This window comes from Actinoplanes sp. NPDC051859 (genome assembly GCF_044452725.1).
Lineage (GTDB): Bacteria > Actinomycetota > Actinomycetes > Mycobacteriales > Micromonosporaceae > Actinoplanes.
This window is the reverse complement of sequence record NZ_JBITBX010000005.1, coordinates 369288-389829: the sequence shown is the minus strand read 5'-3', so window position 1 is coordinate 389829 and position 20542 is coordinate 369288. Positions and strand designations below refer to the sequence as shown.

At 70.7% G+C, this 20542-nt stretch carries 20 protein-coding genes; 8 read left to right on the top strand and 12 right to left on the bottom strand.

Features of this window, described 5'->3' with window-relative positions:
- Positions 1-29: 29 nt before the first annotated feature.
- A complete protein-coding gene (locus ACIA1L_RS15795) occupies positions 30-1619 on the bottom strand; it encodes an MFS transporter (RefSeq protein WP_396073412.1) in 1590 nt (529 codons plus the stop codon).
- 195 nt (positions 1620-1814) lie between these two features.
- Between ACIA1L_RS15795 and ACIA1L_RS15790 the strand changes: the two genes are divergently transcribed.
- Complete coding sequence (locus tag ACIA1L_RS15790) at positions 1815-2579, top strand: SigB/SigF/SigG family RNA polymerase sigma factor (RefSeq protein ID WP_396073411.1); 765 nt, start codon at positions 1815-1817, stop codon at positions 2577-2579.
- A 39-nt stretch (positions 2580-2618) separates the two neighbouring features.
- Here the strand turns inward: ACIA1L_RS15790 and ACIA1L_RS15785 are convergent, their stop codons facing one another.
- Both ACIA1L_RS15785 and ACIA1L_RS15780 read right to left on the bottom strand, forming a co-directional pair.
- A complete protein-coding gene (locus tag ACIA1L_RS15785; RefSeq protein WP_396073410.1) occupies positions 2619-2942 on the bottom strand; it encodes an anti-sigma factor antagonist in 324 nt (107 codons plus the stop codon).
- A gap of 128 nt (positions 2943-3070) precedes the next feature.
- Positions 3071-4297: a branched-chain amino acid ABC transporter substrate-binding protein gene (locus ACIA1L_RS15780; protein WP_396073409.1), complete on the bottom strand. Its 1227-nt coding sequence runs from the start codon at positions 4295-4297 to the stop codon at positions 3071-3073.
- Positions 4298-4317: 20 nt separating this feature from the next.
- On the opposite strand from ACIA1L_RS15780, the gene ACIA1L_RS15775 reads away from it, so the two are divergent.
- Positions 4318-6387 (top strand): putative bifunctional diguanylate cyclase/phosphodiesterase, encoded by a 2070-nt coding sequence (locus tag ACIA1L_RS15775; protein WP_396073408.1) that lies wholly within the window; start codon positions 4318-4320, stop codon positions 6385-6387.
- On the opposite strand, the gene ACIA1L_RS15770 is transcribed toward ACIA1L_RS15775, so the two are convergent.
- Positions 6384-8042, bottom strand: a complete 1659-nt coding sequence (locus tag ACIA1L_RS15770; RefSeq protein WP_396073407.1) for a phospholipid carrier-dependent glycosyltransferase — start codon at positions 8040-8042, stop codon at positions 6384-6386. The two genes, ACIA1L_RS15775 and ACIA1L_RS15770, sit on opposite strands and share 4 nt — an antisense overlap.
- Before the next feature lie 35 nt (positions 8043-8077).
- On the opposite strand from ACIA1L_RS15770, the gene ACIA1L_RS15765 reads away from it, so the two are divergent.
- Positions 8078-8347 carry a DUF2277 domain-containing protein gene (locus ACIA1L_RS15765; RefSeq protein WP_396073406.1) on the top strand — a complete coding sequence of 90 codons (270 nt, stop codon included), beginning with the start codon at positions 8078-8080 and terminating at the stop codon, positions 8345-8347.
- A 6-nt stretch (positions 8348-8353) separates the two neighbouring features.
- Here ACIA1L_RS15765 and ACIA1L_RS15760 read toward each other — a convergent pair whose 3' ends face one another.
- The gene (locus ACIA1L_RS15760) at positions 8354-9076 is read right to left on the bottom strand and encodes a hypothetical protein (protein WP_396073405.1); all 723 of its coding nucleotides are present in this window, start codon (positions 9074-9076) and stop codon (positions 8354-8356) included.
- An 82-nt stretch (positions 9077-9158) separates the two neighbouring features.
- Between ACIA1L_RS15760 and ACIA1L_RS15755 the strand changes: the two genes are divergently transcribed.
- Together ACIA1L_RS15755 and ACIA1L_RS15750 are read left to right on the top strand one after the other, a co-directional pair.
- Entirely contained in the window at positions 9159-9527 is a 369-nt protein-coding gene (locus ACIA1L_RS15755; protein ID WP_396073404.1) for an ArsR/SmtB family transcription factor, read from the top strand.
- Positions 9524-10162, top strand: coding sequence for an SRPBCC family protein (locus tag ACIA1L_RS15750; RefSeq protein ID WP_396073403.1), 639 nt, complete (start codon positions 9524-9526; stop codon positions 10160-10162). The genes ACIA1L_RS15755 and ACIA1L_RS15750 overlap by 4 nt, the downstream gene beginning before the upstream one ends.
- 91 nt (positions 10163-10253) lie before the next feature.
- On the opposite strand, the gene ACIA1L_RS15745 is transcribed toward ACIA1L_RS15750, so the two are convergent.
- The 6 genes from ACIA1L_RS15745 to ACIA1L_RS15720 all read right to left on the bottom strand — a co-directional run bounded on the left by ACIA1L_RS15745 (position 10254) and on the right by ACIA1L_RS15720 (position 15829).
- Entirely contained in the window at positions 10254-10811 is a 558-nt protein-coding gene (locus ACIA1L_RS15745; protein WP_396073402.1) for a sigma-70 family RNA polymerase sigma factor, read from the bottom strand.
- Entirely contained in the window at positions 10808-11545 is a 738-nt protein-coding gene (locus ACIA1L_RS15740; RefSeq protein WP_396073401.1) for a YcnI family protein, read from the bottom strand. Before ACIA1L_RS15740 ends, ACIA1L_RS15745 begins: the two co-directional genes overlap by 4 nt.
- A gap of 104 nt (positions 11546-11649) precedes the next feature.
- Positions 11650-13017, bottom strand: a complete 1368-nt coding sequence (locus ACIA1L_RS15735) for a sensor histidine kinase (RefSeq protein ID WP_396073623.1) — start codon at positions 13015-13017, stop codon at positions 11650-11652.
- 56 nt (positions 13018-13073) lie between these two features.
- Positions 13074-13745: a response regulator transcription factor gene (locus ACIA1L_RS15730; protein WP_396073400.1), complete on the bottom strand. Its 672-nt coding sequence runs from the start codon at positions 13743-13745 to the stop codon at positions 13074-13076.
- 51 nt (positions 13746-13796) lie between these two features.
- Positions 13797-14120: a hypothetical protein gene (locus ACIA1L_RS15725; RefSeq protein WP_396073399.1), complete on the bottom strand. Its 324-nt coding sequence runs from the start codon at positions 14118-14120 to the stop codon at positions 13797-13799.
- A gap of 116 nt (positions 14121-14236) precedes the next feature.
- Positions 14237-15829 carry a methyl-accepting chemotaxis protein gene (locus ACIA1L_RS15720; RefSeq protein WP_396073398.1) on the bottom strand — a complete coding sequence of 531 codons (1593 nt, stop codon included), beginning with the start codon at positions 15827-15829 and terminating at the stop codon, positions 14237-14239.
- A 129-nt stretch (positions 15830-15958) separates the two neighbouring features.
- Here ACIA1L_RS15720 and ACIA1L_RS15715 point away from each other — a divergent pair, with 129 nt between their 5' ends.
- Together ACIA1L_RS15715 and ACIA1L_RS15710 are read left to right on the top strand one after the other, a co-directional pair.
- Positions 15959-17095 carry an outer membrane lipoprotein carrier protein LolA gene (locus ACIA1L_RS15715; RefSeq protein ID WP_396073397.1) on the top strand — a complete coding sequence of 379 codons (1137 nt, stop codon included), beginning with the start codon at positions 15959-15961 and terminating at the stop codon, positions 17093-17095.
- Between the two features lie 81 nt (positions 17096-17176).
- Positions 17177-17773: a dihydrofolate reductase family protein gene (locus ACIA1L_RS15710; protein ID WP_396073396.1), complete on the top strand. Its 597-nt coding sequence runs from the start codon at positions 17177-17179 to the stop codon at positions 17771-17773.
- Positions 17774-17792: 19 nt separating this feature from the next.
- Here the strand turns inward: ACIA1L_RS15710 and ACIA1L_RS15705 are convergent, their stop codons facing one another.
- On the bottom strand, positions 17793-18986 hold the full coding sequence (locus tag ACIA1L_RS15705) for a YibE/F family protein (protein WP_396073395.1): 1194 nt from the start codon (positions 18984-18986) through the stop codon (positions 17793-17795).
- A 107-nt stretch (positions 18987-19093) separates the two neighbouring features.
- On the opposite strand from ACIA1L_RS15705, the gene ACIA1L_RS15700 reads away from it, so the two are divergent.
- A complete protein-coding gene (locus ACIA1L_RS15700; RefSeq protein WP_396073394.1) occupies positions 19094-20539 on the top strand; it encodes a diguanylate cyclase domain-containing protein in 1446 nt (481 codons plus the stop codon).
- The last annotated feature ends 3 nt before the right edge of the window (positions 20540-20542 follow it).

Sequence of the window (20542 nt, the reverse complement as noted above, 5' to 3'; positions counted from 1 at the left end):
GAGCCCGTGCATCCCGACCACGTCGCCCATCACGCCTTGACCAATTCCACACCCTGTTCCTCGGCCAGGCTCTCGGCGATGCCCGCAGGCGGGGCGTCGGCGGGCCGGCGGCCGGGCAGCCAGATCACCGCGACCAGGGCACCGAGCAGCGCGAACACCGTGGTGCCGATGGACGCGTAGTGCATCGCGGTGAGGAAGGAGTCGTTCGCCTGCGCGATCAGTGCGGGGCCGGCGGGACCCGCCTGGGCTGCGACACCGTAGGCGCCGGAGATCGACTCGGTGGCGGCGTCCCGGGCGGCTTCCGGCAGCGCGCCTGCGGTGCCCGCCATCCCGTTGCGGTACGCGGACGACAGCACGGCCCCGAGGACGGCGACACCCAGCGCACCGCCGACCTGACGGACGGTGTTGCTGACTGCCGAACCGACGCCGGCCTTCTCCCGGGGCAGCGCCGCCATGATCGCCTCGGTCGCCGGCGGCATCACGTTGGCCATGCCGACGCCCATCACGAAGAACAGCGCGCCGATGATCCACAGCGGCGTGGTGGCGCCGACGAACAGCCAGCCGGCGAGTCCGGCGGCCACCAGCAGCAGGCCGACGGTGCTGACCGCCTTGGGACCGAAGCGGGCAACCATCGCCGCACTGCGCGGCGCGAACACCATCTGACCGACCGCGAACGGCACGAACAGCGCGCCCGATGCCAGCGGACCGAGATCCCGGACCAGCTGCAGGTAGAAGGCGCTGAAGAACATCGAGCCCATCGCGGCGAAGAAGACCAGACCGATCATGCCGGTCGACGCGGAGAACCTGCGGTTGGCGAAGAGCCGAACATCAAGCGACGGGTGGGCGATCCGACGCTCGTAGAGCACGAACAGCGCCAGCACCAGCACGCCACCGGCCAGGGTGGCCCAGGCGCGCGGTTCACCGAAGCCGGCCTCGCCGCCCTCGATCACGCCGTAGGTCAGCAGGCTCAGGCCGAGGATCGACAGCAGGACGCCGACGACGTCGATCTTGCCCGGCTTCGGGTCGCGCGACTCGGGGATCAGGACCCGGACCAGGATCACGCCGGCGATCACGACGGGCACGTTGATCAGGAAGACCGAACCCCACCAGAAGTGCTCGAGCAGCACGCCGCCGACGATGGGGCCGATCGCGACGCCCAGCCCGACCGCGCCAGCCCAGACGCCGATGGCGCGGCCGCGCTCCTGCGGGTCGAAGACGTTGGCGATGATCGACAGGGTGGCGGGCATGACGCCGGCAGCCCCGAGGCCCATCAGTGCGCGCGCCCAGATGAGCTGGTCGGGCGTCTGGGCGTACGCGGAAAGCAGCGAAGCGATCCCGAAGAGCGCGAGTCCGACCATCAGGGTGACCCGCCGGCCCAGCCGGTCAGCCAGGATGCCGGCGGTGAAGAGCAGACCCGCGAAGACCAGGGTGTACGAGTTGATCGCCCACTCGAGCTGGCCCTGGCTGGCACCCAGCCCCGCGTGCGGGTCGGCGATGGTGCGCATCGCGACGTTGAGAACGGTGTTGTCCAGGACGACGACGAGCAGGCTGATGACCAGCACGCCCAGGATGGCCCAGCGGCGCGGGTGCCCGGCCTGCTGTGGTTGTGGATTGTTCATGACGGCGTTCCCCCGTAGCGAGGACTAACGATACGGAACAGTTCCGTATCCGTCGTTCACTGTAGGGCCCGTCGCCGCGATACGGAACGGGACCGTTTCGTATGTGGTCACCGTCACGGCTGGTCTTGGCCCGAACGAGTTGCGTCGGTTCCTGCGTCGATTACTCTGAATCGAAAGCCGCCGAAGGGATCCGGAATGACGACGATGACCAGGCGAGTACCCCACGACGGTTCCGCGCTGCTGCGTGCGATGGCAGCAACTCCACCCGGCCCAGCCCGTGCGCGCCTGCGCGACGAGGCCATCCGCGCCTGGCTCCCCCTCGTTCACCACCTCGCCCACCGATACAGCGGCCGCGGCGAGCCGGAGGACGATCTGGTGCAGACCGCGACGGTCGGCCTGATCAAGGCCATCGACCGCTTCGACCCCGACCGTGGCGTGGACTTCGCCGGCTTCGCGATCCCCACCGTCCTCGGCGAGGTCCGCCGGCACTTCCGCGACCGCACGTGGTCAGTCCGCGTTCCTCGCCGCATGCAGGAGCTGCGCCTGGCGATCACCGAAGCTGGCAACGTCCTTCCCCAGACGCTGGGCCGCTCCCCCACCGTCGCCGACATGGCAACCCACCTCAACATCACTGAGGAAGAGGTGCTGGAAGGCCTCGAGGGCGCCCGCGCCTACAGCGCCAAGAGCCTCTCCACCCCGGTGACCGAGGACGGCGCGACGGCGCTCGGCGACCTGCTCGGCTCCGACGACCACGACTTGGAGCTGGCGGAACTGCGGGTGGCGCTCGGGCCCGCACTGGCGGCGCTCGACGAGCGCGAACGCATGATCCTGTCGCTGCGGTTCTACGGCAACCTGACCCAGGCGGATATTGCCGCACGGATCGGGGTGTCGCAGATGCACGTCTCCCGGCTGATCGCCCGCACGCTGCTCAAACTCCGGTCGGCACTCACCGACGACTGAGCAGCGGCTGCTCGGGATTGGACGGTCCGCCACCGAGCATCAGCGGGAGTGCAGCCATTCGCCGACGCCGGTGATGTCGAGGACGCGGCAGACGATGCCGGTGGCATTCTCCGTGCGCAGTTGGACGCCGGCCGCGGTGGCGGCGAGAGCGGCACGGACCACGCCCGCCACGCCGGCGGCGTCGAGGAAGGTCAGGCTGGTCAGATCCAGGATGACGGCGCGCACGCCCGGCGCTCGGCGGGCGACCGCCACCGCGCCCTCAAGATTGCTGGCGGCTTCGAGGTCGAGCTCGCCGTGGACGCGCAGGCGGGCAACCCCGGGCTCGGCGGGGTGCTCGGTGATGGCGAAGGGCGGCGTGAGCATCGAGGTGCACTGTAGATGCTGAGTCCTTGCTATAGAGCAACGATTGGGCATCGACGCGCCCACGCTCGCCCGAACGGGGTCCCCTCGACGGTGCAAACTGTCCCGCTGAGCAGCCGCTCGCCCCACCATCAGGAACCGGGCGGCTGCTGCACCAGGGTGAAGCCCGTACCGGTCGCGTGCAGCAACAGGAAGCGGGGTGTCGTGCGGGAACCGTCCTTGTTGAAGCTCACCCGCCCCGACATTGCGGTCATGTTCGTCTCCGCGATCGCCTTGCGCACGGCCGCGCTGTCCGTGCTACCCGCCCGACGGATCGCATCCAGCGCCACGTTCACCGCGTCGTACGCCTCGACCGTTGACGGGCCCGGCTCGGTGCCGACAGCATCCTGGTAACGCTGCGACCAGTCCTTGAGCTCCGGCATCAGCTCGGGCCAGAGCATCGCGGTGCCGTACAGGTCCTTGGTCTGGTCCGGGCCGAGACCATCGAGGAGCGGGCCGTCGGTGGCGCCGTCACCGACCAGGATCTTGCCTTTGAAGCCGCGCGCCCGCAGGTCAGCAATGAACTGGTTGGCCTCGGCGTAGTAGCCGGTGTAGTAGGCGACGTCCGCGCCACCGCTCATCACCGCGTCGGCGATCCGGGTGTAACTCGGGGCGCCCTGGCTCAACTCCAGCTCGCTGGTCACGGTCAGGTCCTTCGCCTTCGCCGCCGCGACCGTCGATGTGGCGAGGGTGACCGGGAAGCTCGTGCCGTCATGCACCACCGCCAGCTTGGTGCCACCGAGCTGCTTGGCCCAGTCGACGGCGAACACCCCCTCCGCCTCCACGGTGCCGCAGATCAGGAAGACGCTGTCGTACTTCGGGGCCAGCAGGTCGGTGGAGTTCGACTGGGCGACCACCATCGGTACCTTCGCCTCACGGAAGATCTTCAGCGTCGGTACGGTCGCACTGGAGCAATACCCGCCCACCGACACCACGATGTTCTGGGCAACCAGGTCACGAGCGGCCGTGACCGCCGTACCCGGGTCGCAGGCGTCGTCACCCACCACAAGTTCGATCTTGCGGTTGAGCACCCCGCCCTTCGCGTTCGCCTCGTCGACCGCCATTCGGGCGGCGTTCACCATCGCCTCGCCGGACGGGCTGCTGCGGCCACTGATCGGCACGAGGGTGCCCAGCCGGATCGGCTCCGCCGCGGGGGCGGGATTCGTGCTCTCGCCGCCGCCGGAGCTCGCGCAGCCGGACGTCACCACCAGCAGGAGTGCCGCCACGGCACCGGTCACCAAGCGCATGTTCTGCCATTCGGCGCATTCCTTCTGCACCTGAGCGGCAACCCGGGCCGCATTCGCCTTGACCGCGGCCACCGATTGCCGATCAATGCGGCGTGGTCAGGCCCCTCCGCGGCGCGTTGCGCACCCGCGTCACCGGCTTCGTACGCCGTGGCGCCGTGACCATCGCTGCCCTCGCGGCGGTTCTGCTGGCCCTGGCCGCGTACGTGCTGCACGGGACGTTGCACACGACTCGCGCCACCGAAGAGCAACAGCAGGCACTCGTGGTGGCCGCGCTGTTCACCGAGGCGCGCATCGCGATCGCCATGGAAGAGGTGAACCTGCGCCACTACCAGGTGGAGCCGTCCGTGGCGATCAAGCAGCGGTTCGACAAGGTGGCGGCCAACGCGGACCGCGCCCTCACCGACGTCATCGCGACCGGTGTCGCGCAGGCAGGCGTCGACGCCAAGCGCCTGCGTGAGCAGCAGGCCGCCTACCGAGACCTCGCCGAGCACCTCATGGTGCTCGTCGCCGACAGCGATCCCCGGCAGGCGCAGCTCGACCGGCTGGAGGTGACGCCCGCTTTCTACTCGTTGCAGGACGACGTCGATGACGTGGCGCGGGCCTACCACGATTCGGCGCAGCAGCAGGTGAGCGCGCTGCGGCGTACCCAAGGACAGCTCTTGGCGGGCACCGCCGTCGGTTTCGCGGCGGGGTTGGCCCTGGTCGGGATGATCATGCGGCTGGTGCTGGGCTATCAGCGCCGCTTGCTGGCGCAGGCCGACGAGAGCCGACACCAGGCATTGCACGATCCGCTGACCGGCCTGCCCAACCGGAACCTGTTCGGGCTGCGCCTCGATGAGGCGTTGCGGGCCGCAGCCACCGACAACGGGCACCAGGTTGCCCTGATGGTGGTCGACCTGGACGGCTTCAAAGCCGTCAACGACACGCTGGGACACCACGCCGGCGACCAGGTGCTGCTGGAGGCCGGTCGGCGGCTCAGCGCGGCCGCCGGTGACGAGGGGATCGTGGCGCGACTCGGCGGCGACGAGTTCGCGGTGCTGCTGCCCCGGGTGCCGGACCTAGGCACAGCGACCGTCCTGGCCGAGCGCATGGTGGCGGACCTGCGGCGCAACTTCGTGCTGGATGAGGGCCCGGCAGCGATCAGCGGCAGCCTCGGCATCGCGCTGGGCCGTGCCGAGCTGTCCGGCGCGGATCTGTTCCGCAACGCGGACGGTGCCATGTACCGGGCGAAAGCCGGCGGCGGCGGGGTGACCGTCTTCGACGCCCTGGCGGACACCTGCACGCAGGACCGCATGCAGCTCCTCGCGGAGCTGCGCGGCCTCCTCGACGATGGCGACCCGCAAGGCCGGCTGCGGCTGCACTACCAGCCCCAGGTCCGCCTCAGCGACGGCACCGTCACCTCCGTGGAGGCGTTGGTCCGCTGGGAACACCCGGAGCGCGGGCTGCTGCCCCCGGCGGAATTCCTGACCATCGCCGAAAGCAGCGGCCTCGAAGTACGCCTCACCTGCCACCTGCTCGCCCTGGCCGTCCGTCAGGCTGCGACCTGGGCGCAGGCCGGCACGCCGTACTGCGTGGCGGTGAACGTGTCGCCGGGCTGTCTCATCGACCGGGACTTCGTGCCCACGGTCCTCGCCGCCGTGTCCGCGGCCGGGCTGTCGCCGCAGCTGCTGCGCCTGGAACTGACCGAAACCAGCATCATGGCCGACCCGGCGAGCACCGTACGCGCGCTGTGCGCCATCCGGGATCACGGCATCAGCGTCTCGGTGGACGACTTCGGCACCGGCTTCAGTTCACTCGCGCAACTGCGGCACGTCCCGGCCGACGAGCTGAAGATCGACCGGATGTTCATCAAGGATCTGGGCAAGGACCCGGCGGAACGTACGCCGGACGCGGTGATGGTCCGCAGCGCCGTCGACCTGGGTCACAACCTGGGTCTGTCGGTGGTAGCCGAGGGTGTGGAGGACATCAGCGCTCTCCTGCACCTGCGCGACATGACGTGCGACTACGCCCAGGGGTACGCGCTGAGCCGGCCCGTCCCCGCGGACGACCTGCCCGAGGCCTGCGCCCGGGCCGAACACACCGCTCGTACGGCCATTGCCGCGGTCGAGAGCACCGACCGTGAGGGACCCCGGATCGGCCGCCACCGCGCCCTGGTGGGCTAGCCCCGCCGATAGATCCGCATCGAATGGCCGACCTCGTCGATCGGCTGACCGCTGGTTTCCAGCAGCGCCGCCAGCCGCCCGGTGGCCTTCGCGACCGAGCTGTCCGAGACCACGAGCAGCCCACGCACCTGCTCAGCGGGCACTTTGAGCGGATTTTCCGCGTCGATGCCATAGGCGGCGGGCACTCCGGCGCCCTTGTACACCAACCACACCTGCTCGCCGGGGTAGCGCTCGCGGAGGTGGTCGGCGAGCCGGCCCAGGTCCTGCCCCCAGTCGACGTTCGAGTCGTGCAGCAGCAGGTGGGTCCGGGTGGGTCCGCCGAACGCCTCGTTGGCGTACGGCAGGTAGTACGGGAAGGTCAGCATCGAGCTCACCGCCACCCAGCCGGCGAGCACCCCGGCGGCGGGTCGCACCCAGCGCCACCGCAGGGTCAGCACGGCCGCGGCGGCGACAGCGAGGAACATCGGCAGGAAGATGGTGTACCGGGTGCCGAAGTCGCGGGCGCCGGTCATCGCCACGGCGAACAGCAGCGCGGGAAGCACGAGGACGTACGGCGCTGCGGCGCGCAGCCGGGGGACGGTCAGCATCGCCGCGCTGCCCACAGCCCAGAGCACCAGCATGCCGATCGGCGTCTTCACGAGCAGCGCTGCGGGCAGGTAGTACCAGAGGGAGCCCTGGTAGTGCCGCCCGAAGAGGAACCCGCTGAACGTCGAGTCCTCGAAGGCGAACTGGATGCGCATCCCGTCGCGGTACGCCTCCGGCAGCGGGAGCAGGCTGGTGAGCAGGCCCCGCAGCCCGGACATGGCGGGCAGGCCGGTGGGCTCGGTCCAACGCAGCGCGGGGTCGACGGCGAGGTAACTGAGCCATACCACCGCGATGGCGACAGCGCCCGCCCCGGCAACCAGGGCAAGCCCCTGCAAACGTTCCCGAATTGCCACCCCGCGCCGCCAGGCCGTCGTGGCGAGTAGGGCGAGCAGCAGCACGACGGGCACGGCGGGAAGCACGCTCATTCGGGTGGCGAGCGCCGCACCGAGGGCCAGCCCGGCGAGCCCCAGCAGCAGCGGGACGCGGGGGCTGTGTCGGGCACGCCAGGTCAGCCACACCGCCGTCAGCAGGAAACCGACTGCGGGCACGTCCAGCGTCGCCAGCGAACCGTGGGTGATCACGTCGGGCGAGAAGGCGTACAAGGCCAACGCCAGCAGCCCGCCAGCCCGACCGACGAGATCCCGGGCGAACCCGAACACGACCAGGCCGAACAGCAGCGTCAGCACGATCAACGGCAACCGCGCCCAGAACATCATTTCGTACGGGTCGTTGCCCGCTTCGTACAGCACGTGGCGGCCGAGCGCGGTCTGGTCGCCGCGAAATGCGGGATCCAGCTTCGGTGCCGCGACGGCCAGGCCCGCGGCGATGAGCAGCTTGCCCAGCGGCGGGTGCTCGGGGTTGTAGTGGAAGCTGTGTTGCTCGAGGTAGGTGACCGCGGTGCCGACGTACACCGGCTCGTCGATGGTGGGCGTCTGCTGCACCGCGGTGGTGACCATCGCGACCGCCATCTGCGCGAGCATGAGCACCACGAGCAGCGGCGTCAGCCAGCGCCGGCGGGGCCGGGTGGGCGCCGATCCGCCGGTCGTACGCTGCTCGAGGTCCGCGGTCACCGCTGAAACCTACCCGGCGCGGTTAGGCTCGGCCCATGTGCCGAAACATCCGTCAGCTGCACAACTTCGAGCCGCCGGCCACCGGTGACGAGGTCCATGCGGCCGCCCTGCAGTACGTCCGCAAGGTTGCCGGGTCGACCAAACCGTCGCAGGCGAATCAGGCCGCCTTCGACAAGGCGGTGGCTGCGGTGGCCGCCGCGACGGCCGAGCTGCTCGCCGAGTTGGTCACCAACGCCCCGCCGAAGGACCGCGAGGTGGAGGCGGCCAAGGCCCGCGAGCGGTCCCGGCAGCGCTACGCCTCGTAGTCGGCTCTACTCAGCTTGCAGCGTCGCGTCGTACAGGGTGAGGTACCAGGGCGAGGACGTGAAGTCGGGTCCGGTCTGCTCGCCGATGTAGGCGTCGATGTGTTTGTCGCCGCCGAGGCCCGGGGTGAACTCGTCGGTGACGGTCCAGGTGGCGGCGCGCAGGGCCGCGCAGACCTCGGTCGCGGCGCCGGAGCCGTCGTCCTGGTGGCCGCAGCCGGTGATTCGGAAGCGAGCGCCCCGGGTCAACACGCCGGGGTCGGCGGCGGCGGAGACGAAGGGCTGCAGCGCCCGGCCGGCGGTGTCGCGCGGCTGGGTGTCGAGCCAGAAGCCGATGTCGTAGGACCAGTTCAGGTAGCTGCCGTCCGCTGTGCGCCCGGTCCCCTCGTCCTCGACCGCCTGAATGAAATCGGCCTTGTACTCGCCCAGATCCTCGTCCCCGTGTTCGCAGTCCAACCCGGGGCATCCGGTGACCGTCTCGGTGTCGCCGGTGTGGTAGTCCTCGACGGCGGTGTAATAGACGGTCACTTCCCAGCCGCCACTCACCGTCCCGGCGGGGGTGGTGGCTGCAGCGGGGGTCCGCAGCGCGGTGACGCTGGGAGCGGGACCGGAGGGCAGGAGGAGATCGGTGGGCAGCGAGGGTCGAGGCAGCGGCACCGGCTCGGCCCGGGGTTCGTCCTTGGCACACCCGGCGAGCAGCAGAAGGGCCGCGCAGGCCAGGGACAGGCGCATGGGCCGATCCTCCCAAGCCGCCCGCGGCCGCACCGTTGATTCAGTCCTGGCTTATATAAGACTGGACTGATAACTTGGCCGGGTGCATGCGTTCGACGTGCTCGGCGACCCGGTGCGCCGCCGCCTCCTGGAACTGCTCGCCGACGGCGAGCGGTCCTCCGGCGCGCTCACCGACGTCATCCGGGCCGAGTTCGGCATTTCTCAGCCCGCCGTTTCCCAACACCTGCGGGTGCTGCGCGACAACGGCTTCGCGACGGTACGCCCGGACGGCACCCGCCGGCTCTACGCGGTGGACGACACTGCGCTGCGCGCGGCGGACGCCTGGCTGGACCGGTTTCGACGGTTCTGGACGCCGCACCTTTCCGCGCTGGCCACCGAGGTGGCCCGCGGCAAACGACAGCGGCGCCTCGCCGCACCGCACGACGATGACAACCCGGGAGCGACCCCATGATTCAGGTCAAGCAGCAGATCAGCGCGGTCCGGCGGACCCTCGGCAGCCGGCAGCTCGAGGCGGGCGAGGCGAAGGTGGCGACGATCACGCAGGTCTACGACACCGACATCGACGACCTGTGGGAGGCCGTGACCAGCGCCGGACGGATCCCGCGGTGGTTCATGCCCATCACCGGCGACCTGCGCGAGGGCGGCACCTATCAGCTGCAGGGCAACGCGGGCGGCACGATCACTCGCTGCGAGCGCCCGACCAGCTTCGCCGCCACGTGGGAGTACAACAACGAGGTCAGCTGGATCGAGGTCCGGCTGACCGCTGAGGGTGCCGAGCGCACCCGCTTCGAGTTGGAACACGTGGCCCACGTTTCCGCCGAACTGTGGGAGAAATATGGTCCCGCCGCGACCGGCCTCGGGTGGGACCTTGGCATCATGGGTCTCAGCCTGCATCTCGCCAACCCGGACACGGCCCTCAAGCCAGAGGACGGGCCGGCGTGGATGCAGTCGCCGGAAGGCCTCGAATTCATGCGACTCAGCGCCGACGCCTGGGTCGATGCCGCTATCGCCAGCGGCGACGACCCGACCCAGGCGCGGGCGAGTGCCGACCGGACCTTCGCTGCCTACACCGGCGCCGAGAGCTGATCCACGCCGGCGGCAACGAATGTCGACTGCCCGCCGGATTGCAAGCGACGTCGCGCGCCGGCGGGCAGGTGGGGCCGGCTGTGGCTGCCGGTCAGCCCGTGCCGGTGCCCCGGTCGTCCGCCGCCAGGTGGGTCATCAGGTCCTCGCGGGCGCGGGCGACCCGGGAGCGGATCGTGCCCACCGGGCAGTCGCAGATCTCGGCTGCTTCGGCGTAGGAGAGGCCGAGGACCTGGGTCGCCACGAACGCCTCCCGGCGCTCCGGGGCGAGGCCGGCGAGCAGATCCTGCAGGGCGACGTGCTCCTCGAAACGGGGGCGGTCCGCGGCGGTTGCCACGTCGGCCGCGGACTGCCAGTCCTCCACCGGGGCGAGCCGGGGCCGGACCACCGCGGCGCGAACCTGATCGACGGCCACCCGACGGGCGATCGTATACAGCCAGGTGCGCGCGTGGGACCGGCCGGCAAAGCCAGGCAGGCTGCGCAACGCCCGCAGATAGGTCTCCTGGACCAGGTCGTCCAATTCACCGGGGCCGGCCAGGTGCGCCAGGAAGCGACGCACCTGGCGCTGGGTGGCCCGGACGAACGCCGCCGCCGCGGCCGCGTCGCCGCGGCCGGCGGCCAGCGCCCACCCGGTCACCTCGTCGTCGGTCACTCCGCCGAGGTGGTGCTCGCCGGCGTCGCGGCGGCCGCGGTGGACTTGCCGGCCCGCTGGTAGGCCAGCAGACCCATGATCAGCGCCACCAGACCCAGCCCGATGCCGACAATGCCGGTCCACGACGTGCCACCGGTGTCCTTGGCGTCGTCGGCCGTCGCGGTGACGGTGGCGCCGGGCGCTGCAGCGGGCGTGTCGGTGGCAGCGGCGAGCTTCAGCACCGGCGCGGGCTTCTCCGGCTCGGTGCCGTCCGTGGTGGGCTCGTCGATCCAACGCACGATCGTGCCGTCGGAGTACGTCTGCAACGCCTTGAAGACGACCTGGTCGACCTTCGGCAGCGGGCCGAGCGACACGTCGAACTCCTGGAACTGACCGGTCTTGATCGCGGCGTCGCCGGACGCGGTCCAGGTGATCTTCGTGACGGCCTCGGTGATCGGCGAACCGTGCGACTCGATCGGCGTCGCCAGCTTGGTCTTCTCGGCCGCCATGGTCCAGCCCGGGATCGGCTTCAGCGAGACCGACGCGAACGGCGTGCCGGCCGGCAGGTTGACCTCCAGCTTCGTGGTCGTGGCCTCGTCCGACTCGTTCGGCACCCGGAAGGTGACCTTGGCATAGCCGCCCTGGACGGCGGAGGCCGAGCTGACCGACACGTGCGCGGCAGCGGGGGCCGCCAGGACGAGGGAGAGCACGGCGACGGCAGCGCCCACCGCAGCCGTACGCTTCAACAGGGACATCTCGAGGCCTTCCGATTCGACCCGGGCCGGGGTGCCGGGCACGTCATTGGTCGGCCGAAGGCCCGGAAAAGTTCCAGCGATCTCACGGTAATCCCGCAGCCGCGTTACCCGGCGTCGAACTCCGCAGCCGCGCCGGACGCGCGCGGCCCGGGCAACGATCCCGGCAGCCGCACCTCGGCATGCAAGCCGGGCGGCGGAACGGTGCCGCGCAGCGTGACCGTGCCATCGTGCCGGCGAACCAGCTCACGCACGATGGCCAGCCCGAGGCCGGAGCCACCGGCGTCGCGGGCCCGCGCATCGTCCAGCCGGGTGAACCGGTCGAACACCCGATCCCGGTCCGCGGCCGGGATGCCCGGGCCGTCGTCCACCACCGCGATCCGGTGCGAGTCGCCGTCCGCCGCCACCTCCAGCCGCACCGTCGACCGGGCATGCCGGACGGCGTTGTCGAGCAGGTTCGCGACCACCCGGCTCAGCGCATCCCGCTCGCCGATCACCCACAGCGGGCCGGTCGCAGGCGCGTACGCGACGTCGGGATAGCGGGCCGCCACCTCGGCCAGCAGAGCGCCCAACTCCACCTCCTCGGTGGCCGGCCGTACCGCGCGGGTGGTCGCGTCGTCGGCCCGGGCGAGCAGCAGCAGGTCGTCGACCAGGCGACTGAGCCGGTGCACGTCAGTGAGGAGGTCGCCGGCCAACTCGGGCCAGTCGGTGCTGTCCGGCAGGCGCTGCGCCACCTCCAGCTCCGTACGCATGTTGGTCAAGGGGCTGCGCAGCTCGTGGGCGGCGTCGGCGACGAACGACCGTTGCCTGGCCCGCGCCGCCTCCAGGCGGTGCAGCATGTCGTTGAGGGTCACCGCGAGGCGGTGGATCTCGTCGCGCGAGTCCGGCACCGGCAGCCGCCCCGGCCGGGCTCCGCCGGTGATCTCTTCCGCACCGGTTCGCAAGGCCTCCACCGGGCGCAGCGCCGCACCGACGACCCGCCACGCCACCAGGGCGAGCAGGATCACCAACGGCGGGAAGGTCACCAGCAGCGTGGTCCGCAGCAGGTTCACGCTCTGGGTCAACTCGTCGACCGGCCGGGCGACCAGGACCATGACGCGGGCATCGGCCGGTCCCGCCGCCCGGGCCACCACGAGGACCTGCCCGGTGAACCCGATCCGCGTGCCGGGGATGAAGGTGCCCGCGCCGTCCGGCAACCCGGTCAGCTCCCGGGGATAGAGGATCGGGACCAGCCGGTCGGCGCCCGCGGAGCCGTACAGCACCTGGCCGCCGGCGTTGACGACCTGTACGCGTACGGTCGGGGCGGCCGGTAGCGGATCGGCGAGCGATCCGGTGTCCACCAGCTCGGCCACCGATCGGGCTGTCTCGCGGGCCTCGGTGCCGGCGGTGCGCATCAGGACGTATTTCATCGTGACGATCAGCACGACGCCGCCCGCGGACAGGCCGACGAACAACACGACGACCGAGACGAGCAGCAGCCGGGCCCGCAGGCTGAGCCGGCGCAGGCCGAACCGGCGCGGCGAGGTCACGCTCAGGCTCCGGCGCTCGGGGCGGCAAGCCGGTAACCGGCGCCGCGAACCGTTTCCAGGTGCTCCCGGCCGATCTTGCGGCGCAGGTAGCCGGCGTAGACCTCGACGGCATTGGGAGCCGTCTCGTCCGCCGCGTCCCACACGTGGTCCAGCAGCTCGGTCTTGGAGACCACCTCGCCCGGGCGGCGAATCAAATATTCCAGCAGGGCGAACTCGCGGGCGGTCAGCACCACTTCCGCCCCGGCAACGGTGACTCGGCGCAGGGCCGGGTCAAGCTCGACGTCGCCGTGGCGCAACACGGTCGGCCGTTGCGGGCTGCCGCGGCGCAGCAGGGCCCGCAGGCGGGCCAACAGCACCACGTAGGAGAACGGCTTGGTCAGGTAGTCGTCGGCGCCGCAGTCGAGCCCGTCGGCCTGGTCGTATTCGCCGTCCTTGGCCGAGAGCATGAGCACCGGCAGCCATTTCTGCTCGGCGCGCAGCTGGCGCACCACGCGATAGCCGGAGAGCCGGGGCAGCATGACGTCGAGGATCATCGCGTCGTACTCGCCGTGCCGAGCCATCTCCAGGCCGTCCGCGCCGTCCGCGGCGACGTCCACCGCGAAGCCCTCGGCCTGCAGTCCCCGCTGCAAGGCACTCGCAAGCCGCGCCTCGTCTTCCACTACCAGCAACCGCACTCCCCTACCTTGGCATGTGCCGCCCAGCGGGAGAATCGGTTCTCAGCACGGTCACAGCGCCGGGCGCAGTCCCACGGTCGCGGTCCGGGCGATCATGTCCTTGACGGTGGCGAGCGCGCTGTACGCGTTGAGCCGGATGTTCAGGGCGCTGCCGCACATCGCGACGCCGCCGCCCCGGCCAAGCATCGCCTTGATCATGGTGGCTACCGCGTCGGTGGTCTTCTCCGAGCCAGTGAGGCCGCTCGCCGTGAGCAGCTCGGCCCACACGGCGTCGGGGTTGTCGACGGCGCCGCGCAGGCTGCCCTGGGCGTCGCCGAGGGTCGGGCGGCGCAGGCCGTAGACCGAGCTGTCGGTGAGTTCGGCGACGTTCGACATGGTGGACTCCTTCGCGATTTCTTCCCCGTTGCTGACAGGAGAAGAGATCGGAGCGGAGTCTCAGCGCCGGCTCAAGGCCGGCTCTCGGCTCGGTACAGCTTGAAAATTGCCTACGCCTAGTGCCGGAAGCCCTCCACGACCTTGGTCAGATCGGAGGCCAGGCGGGTCAGGTCGGCCGCGGCCTGCTGGGTGGCACGGGCTCCGTCTGCGGTGGCTCCGGCCACCTCGGCGACCCCGGCTACGGTGTGCGCCACGTCGCCGCTGCCAGTAGCGGCCTCGGCGACCGAGCGGCTCATCTCGCTGGTGGTCGCGGTCTGCTCCTCGACCGCGGACGCGATCGTGGTGGTGTAGTCGCCGATCTGGCCGATGACCGCGGTGATCTCCTCGATCGCCTGCGCCGCGGTGCCGCTGGACGCCTGAATGTTGGTGATCCGATTGGTGATCTCCTCGGTGGCCCGGGCGGTCTGCTGGGCCAGTTCCTTGACCTCGCCCGCGACCACGGCGAAGCCCTTGCCCAGCTCACCGGCGCGGGCAGCCTCGATGGTGGCGTTCAGGGCGAGCAGGTTGGTCTGCTCCGCGATGGTCGTGATCAGCTTGACCACGTCGCCGATCTCGGCGCTGGCGGTCCCCAGCTCAGCGACCTGGGAGTTGGTCCGCTCGGCGACGGTCAGGCCCTGCAGGGAAATCTCGGCGGCACGGGAGGCGTTGACGGCGATCTCGGCGATGGACGCGCGCATCTGCTCGGCGCCGGCGGCGATCGCCTGCACACCGGCGTTCACCTCCTCGGTGGAAGCGCTGGCGCTGGTCGCCCGGGTGGCTACGTCCCCGGCGCCGGACTGCAGTTGAGTGCTGACCGCGGACAGCTCTTCCGACGCGGCGGACAGCGTCACCGCCGAACCGCCGATCGTCGTGACGGTCTCCCGGAGCCGTTCGACTGCGGTGTCCAGGGCGGCGCCCATCTGGCCCGGCTCGTCCTTCGAGGTGAGTCCGGTGGTCCGGGTCAGGTCGCCCGCGGCGAGGCTGTCGCAGACGTCGCGGACGCGATGCAGCGGGCGGACGATCTGCTTAGCCACGAGCAGCCCGACGCCGACCGCGATCACCGCGCCGACCAGCATGACCAGGATCGAGACCAGACGGCTCATCTCGTACGCGGACTCGGCGGACTTGGCAGACTCGGAGGCGTCGCCGGCCTCGGCGGCGGCCAATCCGTCGAGGTGCTCGTTGATCTCGGCGAAGAGCGGGAGAACCTCCGCGTCGCGGATCTCCTGCCAGGCTTGCAGGTCGCCGCGCTCACCGTTGGGAATCTGCTTGTCCAGGGCGATCTTCGTCCAGGCGGCCCAGTCCTTCTGCAGCTCGGCGATGTCGGCGTCGCTGCTGGCCGGTTCGCCGGATCGGTAGATCGTGAACGCCGAGTCGACGGCCTTGAGGTCGTTGGTGAACGCCTCGCGGTACTTGTCCATGTGCTCCTTGTCCTGCGAGAGCGCATGGTTGGCGATGTCCAGTCGGGCCTGCATCATGGCCTGACGGATGCCACTGACCGCATCGATGCCCGAGATATTGGTCTTGTAGATGTCCTGGGCGGCTTGACTCGCTCCGCCCAGCGCCAGCAGGCCGACTATGCCAACCACCAGCGAGACGACCGTCCCGACCAGGACCGCTGACAGGATCTTCACATTGACGCTGAGGTCAGCGACAGCACGCCGATTCACACCCACGACATCCTGTTCGGCACTGGAGTCCCATCACTGAGCCGCACGGGACCTCCCTTAGGGGTCTCTCTCAGCGGCGTCACAGCGGCGGCCGGGCAGGATAGCGGCAACAAACTCGAGGGGGACATCGTGAAGGTTCTGAAGTCGAGGCCGGCCCTGCGCTGGCTGGTTCCGGCGGCCGCGGCGGTCGTCGTGATCGGCGGCGGCGCGGCGGCCGGCACGATCGTGGCGAACGCCGACCCGGCTCTGCCCGAGCGCAGCGCAGCCCAGCTGCTGGTGGACGTGCAGAACGCCAAGGTCGACGGCCTGTCCGGCACGATCGTGCAGACGGCAGACCTGGGCCTGCCGGCGCTGCCCGGCATCACCGGCGGCTCGGGCGCCAGCCCGGACCTGATGAAGCTGGTCGCGGGCAGCAACACCGCCCGAGTCTGGTATGCAGGCGAGGACAAGGTCCGCCTGGCCGTGCTCGGCGCTTTGGGCGAAACGGACGTCATCCGCAACGGCTCGGACGTGTGGGTGTGGCGCAGTTCCGGCGGTTCGGCCACGCACTATCGGATTCCGGCGGGTAAGGGCGAGCACGAGCAGCAGAAGCCGGCGCTGGGTGTGCCGACGACGCCCAAGGAAGCCGCTGACGCTGCTTTGGCCGCGATCGACCCGACCACGGCGGTCAGCACGACCGGCGCGGCGAAGGTGGCGGGGCGCGACGCGTACGAGCTGGTGTTGGCGCCGAAGGACACCGCGTCGCTGGTCGGCCAGGTACGGCTCGCGATCGACGCGGAGAAGCACATCCCGCTGGGCGTGGACGTGTATGCCAAGGGTGCCAACGCCCCGGCGGTCCGGATCGCGTTCCAGCAGGTCAGCTTCGCGGTGCCGGACGCGGAGCAGTTCACCTTCAACCCGCCGCCCGGCACGAAGGTGGAGACGCCCAGCGAGTCCGAGCTGCGCGACAAGCAGAAGCAGGCCGCCGAGGAACTCCAGCGCGAGGCCGGCAAGGCTGAGGCGGAGGCACCCGAGGGCACGAAGGTGGTGGGTAAGGGCTGGGCGTCCGTGTTCGTCGCCAAGCTGCCCACCGGTGACCAGGAGGCCGGTGCTGGCCTGAAGCAGCTCACCACCGTGGCCGGAGCCCTGCCGCAGGTCAACGGCACCTGGGGCAGCGGCCGGCTGCTGCAGAGCGCCCTGTTCAGCGCCCTGCTCACCGACGACGGCCGGATTCTCGTCGGCGCGGTCGCCCCGGAGAAGCTGTACGAGGCCGCCGCACAGAAGTAGCACCAGCAGCAAGACACTGAACCGGGTCGTGGCGGTCGCCACGGCCCGGTTTTGTCGGTGCCGGCCGCTACGGTCTGACGCATGGCTTATGTGACTTGCGATGTGGGCATCTCAGCCGACGGATACGCGGCGGGACCACACCAGCGGCTCGACCACCCGCTGGGTGAGGGCGGCACGGAGCGCCTACACCGCTGGATGTTCGAGACCCCCGACGAGAACCGGGCCGAGCTGGACGCGATCACCGCCGCGGACGCATTCATCATGGGCCGCAACATGTTCAGCCCGGGCCGCGGCGAGTGGGACCTGCAGTGGCAGGGCTGGTGGGGGGACGACCCGCCCTATCACCAGCCGGTCTACGTCCTCACCCACTACCCCCGCGCTGACCTGGTGATGGCGGGCGGCACCACCTTCTCCTTCGTCACCGGCGGCATCCAGGAGGCGTTCGACCGGGCCCGCGAGAGCTCGGGTGACGGGCGCATCTCGGTCGCCGGCGGGGCCGCGACCATCAACCAGTTCCTGACCGCGGGACTGATCGACGAGCTGCGGCTGCACATTGCGCCGCTCACGCTCGGCGCGGGTGAACGGGTGTTCGACGGCGTGCCGGCCCTGCGCCTCGAGCAGATGTCCAGCCGATCCGCCTCGCTGGTCACCCACGTCACCTACCGGGTGCTGCGCTAACCCGAGCGCGCCGCGCCCCTCACATCCGGTGGCGGGCGCGGACCGGTTCCCCCCGCAGCTCCGCCACCAGGACCGCCAGTCCGGTCGTGATCGGCACCGACGCGACGAGCCCGATCGTGCCGACCGCGCTGCGCAGGATCTCCTGCGCGAGGAACTCGCTGGTCAGCAGCTCACCCAACGGAGCGTTGCCCGCCGCGATCAACAGCAACAACGGCAGGGACGCCCCCGCGTACGCGAGCACGATCGTGTTCACCGCCAATGCCACATGCGCCCGGCCCACCCGGATCGCCGCCTGGAACAGTGCCCAGCGGCTGGTCGCAGCGGGCGTCAGCTCGGCAACCGTGACGGCCTGGGTGACCGTCACATCGTCCAGCACCCCCAGCGCGCCGATCACGATGCCCGCGAGCAGCAGGCCGCGCAGGTCGAGCCCGGCCCGGGTCACCGACAGGTAGGCGCTGTCGTCGCTGCCCGCCCCGCTCAGGTGCATCGCGGAGGTGAACACCGCGCCGAGCACCCCGGTCAGCACCAGGCTCGCCAGCGTTCCCGCTACCGCGACCGAAGTGTGCACGTTGACGCCGTGGGTCAGATACAGCGCGGCAAACATGATCGCCGATGCGCCGACCACCGCGACCAGCAACGGCGCTGATCCGTCGAGGATCGCCGGAACCACGAACAACAGCAGGACGCCGAAGCTCACCGCGAGCCCGGCCAGCGACGACACACCGCGGCGGCGGCCGAACGCGAGGATCACCCCGACGGCCAGGACCAGCAGCCAGATCATGGGGGCGGCCCGCTGGCGGTCGACCACCGCGTACGCGCGTCCGCCCGGCACCGCTTCCGGGAAGTGCAGGAGCACCACGTCGTCGTCCACGTGCAGGGCCGTCGTGCCCGGCCCCTGCGGCAGATCGACCTGCTGATCGGTGCCCGCGCCGGGGCCGTCGATGACGCGTACGGTCGCCGCACCGCACCGCCGCTGGGGAGCATCGGCCGGGCAGGCCTGCTCGGCGACCGCGACGACCGTGCCCAGCGCCCGTTCGCCGTCTGCGGCGGTGGGCTCGCCGCGCACGCTGCCCGGCCAGAGCACGACGAGGGCTACCAGGGTGAGCAGGGCCGCCGGGACGAGGACGGCGGTGAGGATCCGCCTGGTCCGCCGGGAGGCTGTGGGCAGCGTTGCGACGTCGACGCCGTGGCTGTGGCCGTGCCCATGACTCATCGGGTGAGGTTAAGCCCGGCCGGATCCTTGGGTCTGCGCCGGGCCGGTCGATGGTGGGTCTACCGCGTGCACCGCCGCGGGCCCGGCGACCTGGCGAGGACGACGACGTGAGCAACCCGAACGTGGTGAGAGCGGCAGCGTTCGTCCGCAACGGGGCGCCCCACCTGCTGGTGTTGGCCGCCATCCTGGTGCTGCACCCGCTCGGCCTCGCCGGTGAGCTGCCGGTGTGGCTCGTCGCGATACCACTGCTGGTCAGCACGGTGTGGACGCAGCCTCGGGTGCAACGCCGGATCTCCGGTGGCGACCCGCACCGGCGGCTGTGGGTCCGGGTGCCCGTCGCCATTTTCGCGACCACCGCCACGATGTACCTGATCGGGTGGGGTGCGCTGCTCGCGGTCGCCCACCTGCACATCCTGTCGGTCTACCTGCAGACCTCCGGTTCGCGGGCGTGGAAGCCCGCTGCGGTTTCCGGCGTGGCCTCGCTGGCAGTCGGGCAACTGCTCGTCGCCGTGGGCGCCGTCCCCAGCTACCTCGGCGGTTTTCGCTCGCACGGGCTGGCCCTGTTGGTCGCGATCGGCATCGCTACCACCGCGCGGACGTTGGGTCGCCTCGTGGCGCAGCGCGAGCAGGTCGAGATCGACGCGAAGCTCAGCGAGGACCGGTTCCGGGCGCTGGTGCGCGACGGCTCCGAAGTCATCACGTTGAGTGACGCCGCGGGCGATGTCTCGTGGGTCAGCCCGGCGGCCCGCCCGGTCATGGGCTACCAGCCGGAGGAACTGCGCGGCAAGGTGCTCCGCGGTCTGTTCCACCCGGAAGATACGGCCGCTTCGGTCGAGCTGTTCACCCGGCTGCTGGCTTCCGACAGCACGGTGGAGCATTCCGCCGAGCTGCGGGTGCGGCACGCCAACGGGTCCTGGCAGTGGCACGAGATCATCGCCCGCAACATGCTGGCTCACCCGGCGGTGCACGCCATCGTCAGCCACCACCGCGACATCACCGGCCGCCGGGTCACCAGCGACGGCAAGGCGTACGCGGCCTCGCACGACGGACTGACCGGCCTGGCGAACGGCCCGACCCTGGAGCGGGACCTCGAGCGCGCTCTCGCACACGGCACCCGCTACCAGTACCCGGTGGCGTTGATCTGCTGCGATCTCGACGGCTTCAAGGCGGTCAACGACACGTACGGCCACGACGTCGGCGACCGCCTGCTGCAGACGGTCGGCCAGATCATCAAGCGCACCACCCGGGAAACCGACACGGTGGCGCGGCTGGGCAACGACGAGTACGGCGTCCTGCTCACCCGGATCCGGGACGCGGGCGAGGCCATGCACGTGGCTCGCCGCATCGTGGAGGGCATCGAGGCCCATGCCTCCGTCGCGGGACTGCGGTTCGACGTGGGCGTCAGCCTCGGTGTGGCGCTGGCGTATCCGGGTGGCACCGACGCCAAGACGTTGCTGTTGCACGGCGACACCGCGATGTACCGCTCGAAGCGCCGCGGCCGCAACAACGTCACCGTCTACACGCAGGACGAGGTCACCGCGCCCTGGATGTGACCG

Coding starts and splice junctions, on each gene's coding strand:
- ACIA1L_RS15710 (WP_396073396.1), top strand. CDS start 17,177: ATGGCTTATGTGACTTGCGATGTGGGCATCTCAGCCGACGGATACGCG.
- ACIA1L_RS15795 (WP_396073412.1), bottom strand. CDS start 1,619: ATGAACAATCCACAACCACAGCAGGCCGGGCACCCGCGCCGCTGGGCC.
- ACIA1L_RS15750 (WP_396073403.1), top strand. CDS start 9,524: ATGATTCAGGTCAAGCAGCAGATCAGCGCGGTCCGGCGGACCCTCGGC.
- ACIA1L_RS15740 (WP_396073401.1), bottom strand. CDS start 11,545: ATGTCCCTGTTGAAGCGTACGGCTGCGGTGGGCGCTGCCGTCGCCGTG.
- ACIA1L_RS15725 (WP_396073399.1), bottom strand. CDS start 14,120: ATGTCGAACGTCGCCGAACTCACCGACAGCTCGGTCTACGGCCTGCGC.
- ACIA1L_RS15765 (WP_396073406.1), top strand. CDS start 8,078: ATGTGCCGAAACATCCGTCAGCTGCACAACTTCGAGCCGCCGGCCACC.
- ACIA1L_RS15785 (WP_396073410.1), bottom strand. CDS start 2,942: ATGCTCACGCCGCCCTTCGCCATCACCGAGCACCCCGCCGAGCCCGGG.
- ACIA1L_RS15705 (WP_396073395.1), bottom strand. CDS start 18,986: ATGAGTCATGGGCACGGCCACAGCCACGGCGTCGACGTCGCAACGCTG.
- ACIA1L_RS15760 (WP_396073405.1), bottom strand. CDS start 9,076: ATGCGCCTGTCCCTGGCCTGCGCGGCCCTTCTGCTGCTCGCCGGGTGT.
- ACIA1L_RS15790 (WP_396073411.1), top strand. CDS start 1,815: ATGACGACGATGACCAGGCGAGTACCCCACGACGGTTCCGCGCTGCTG.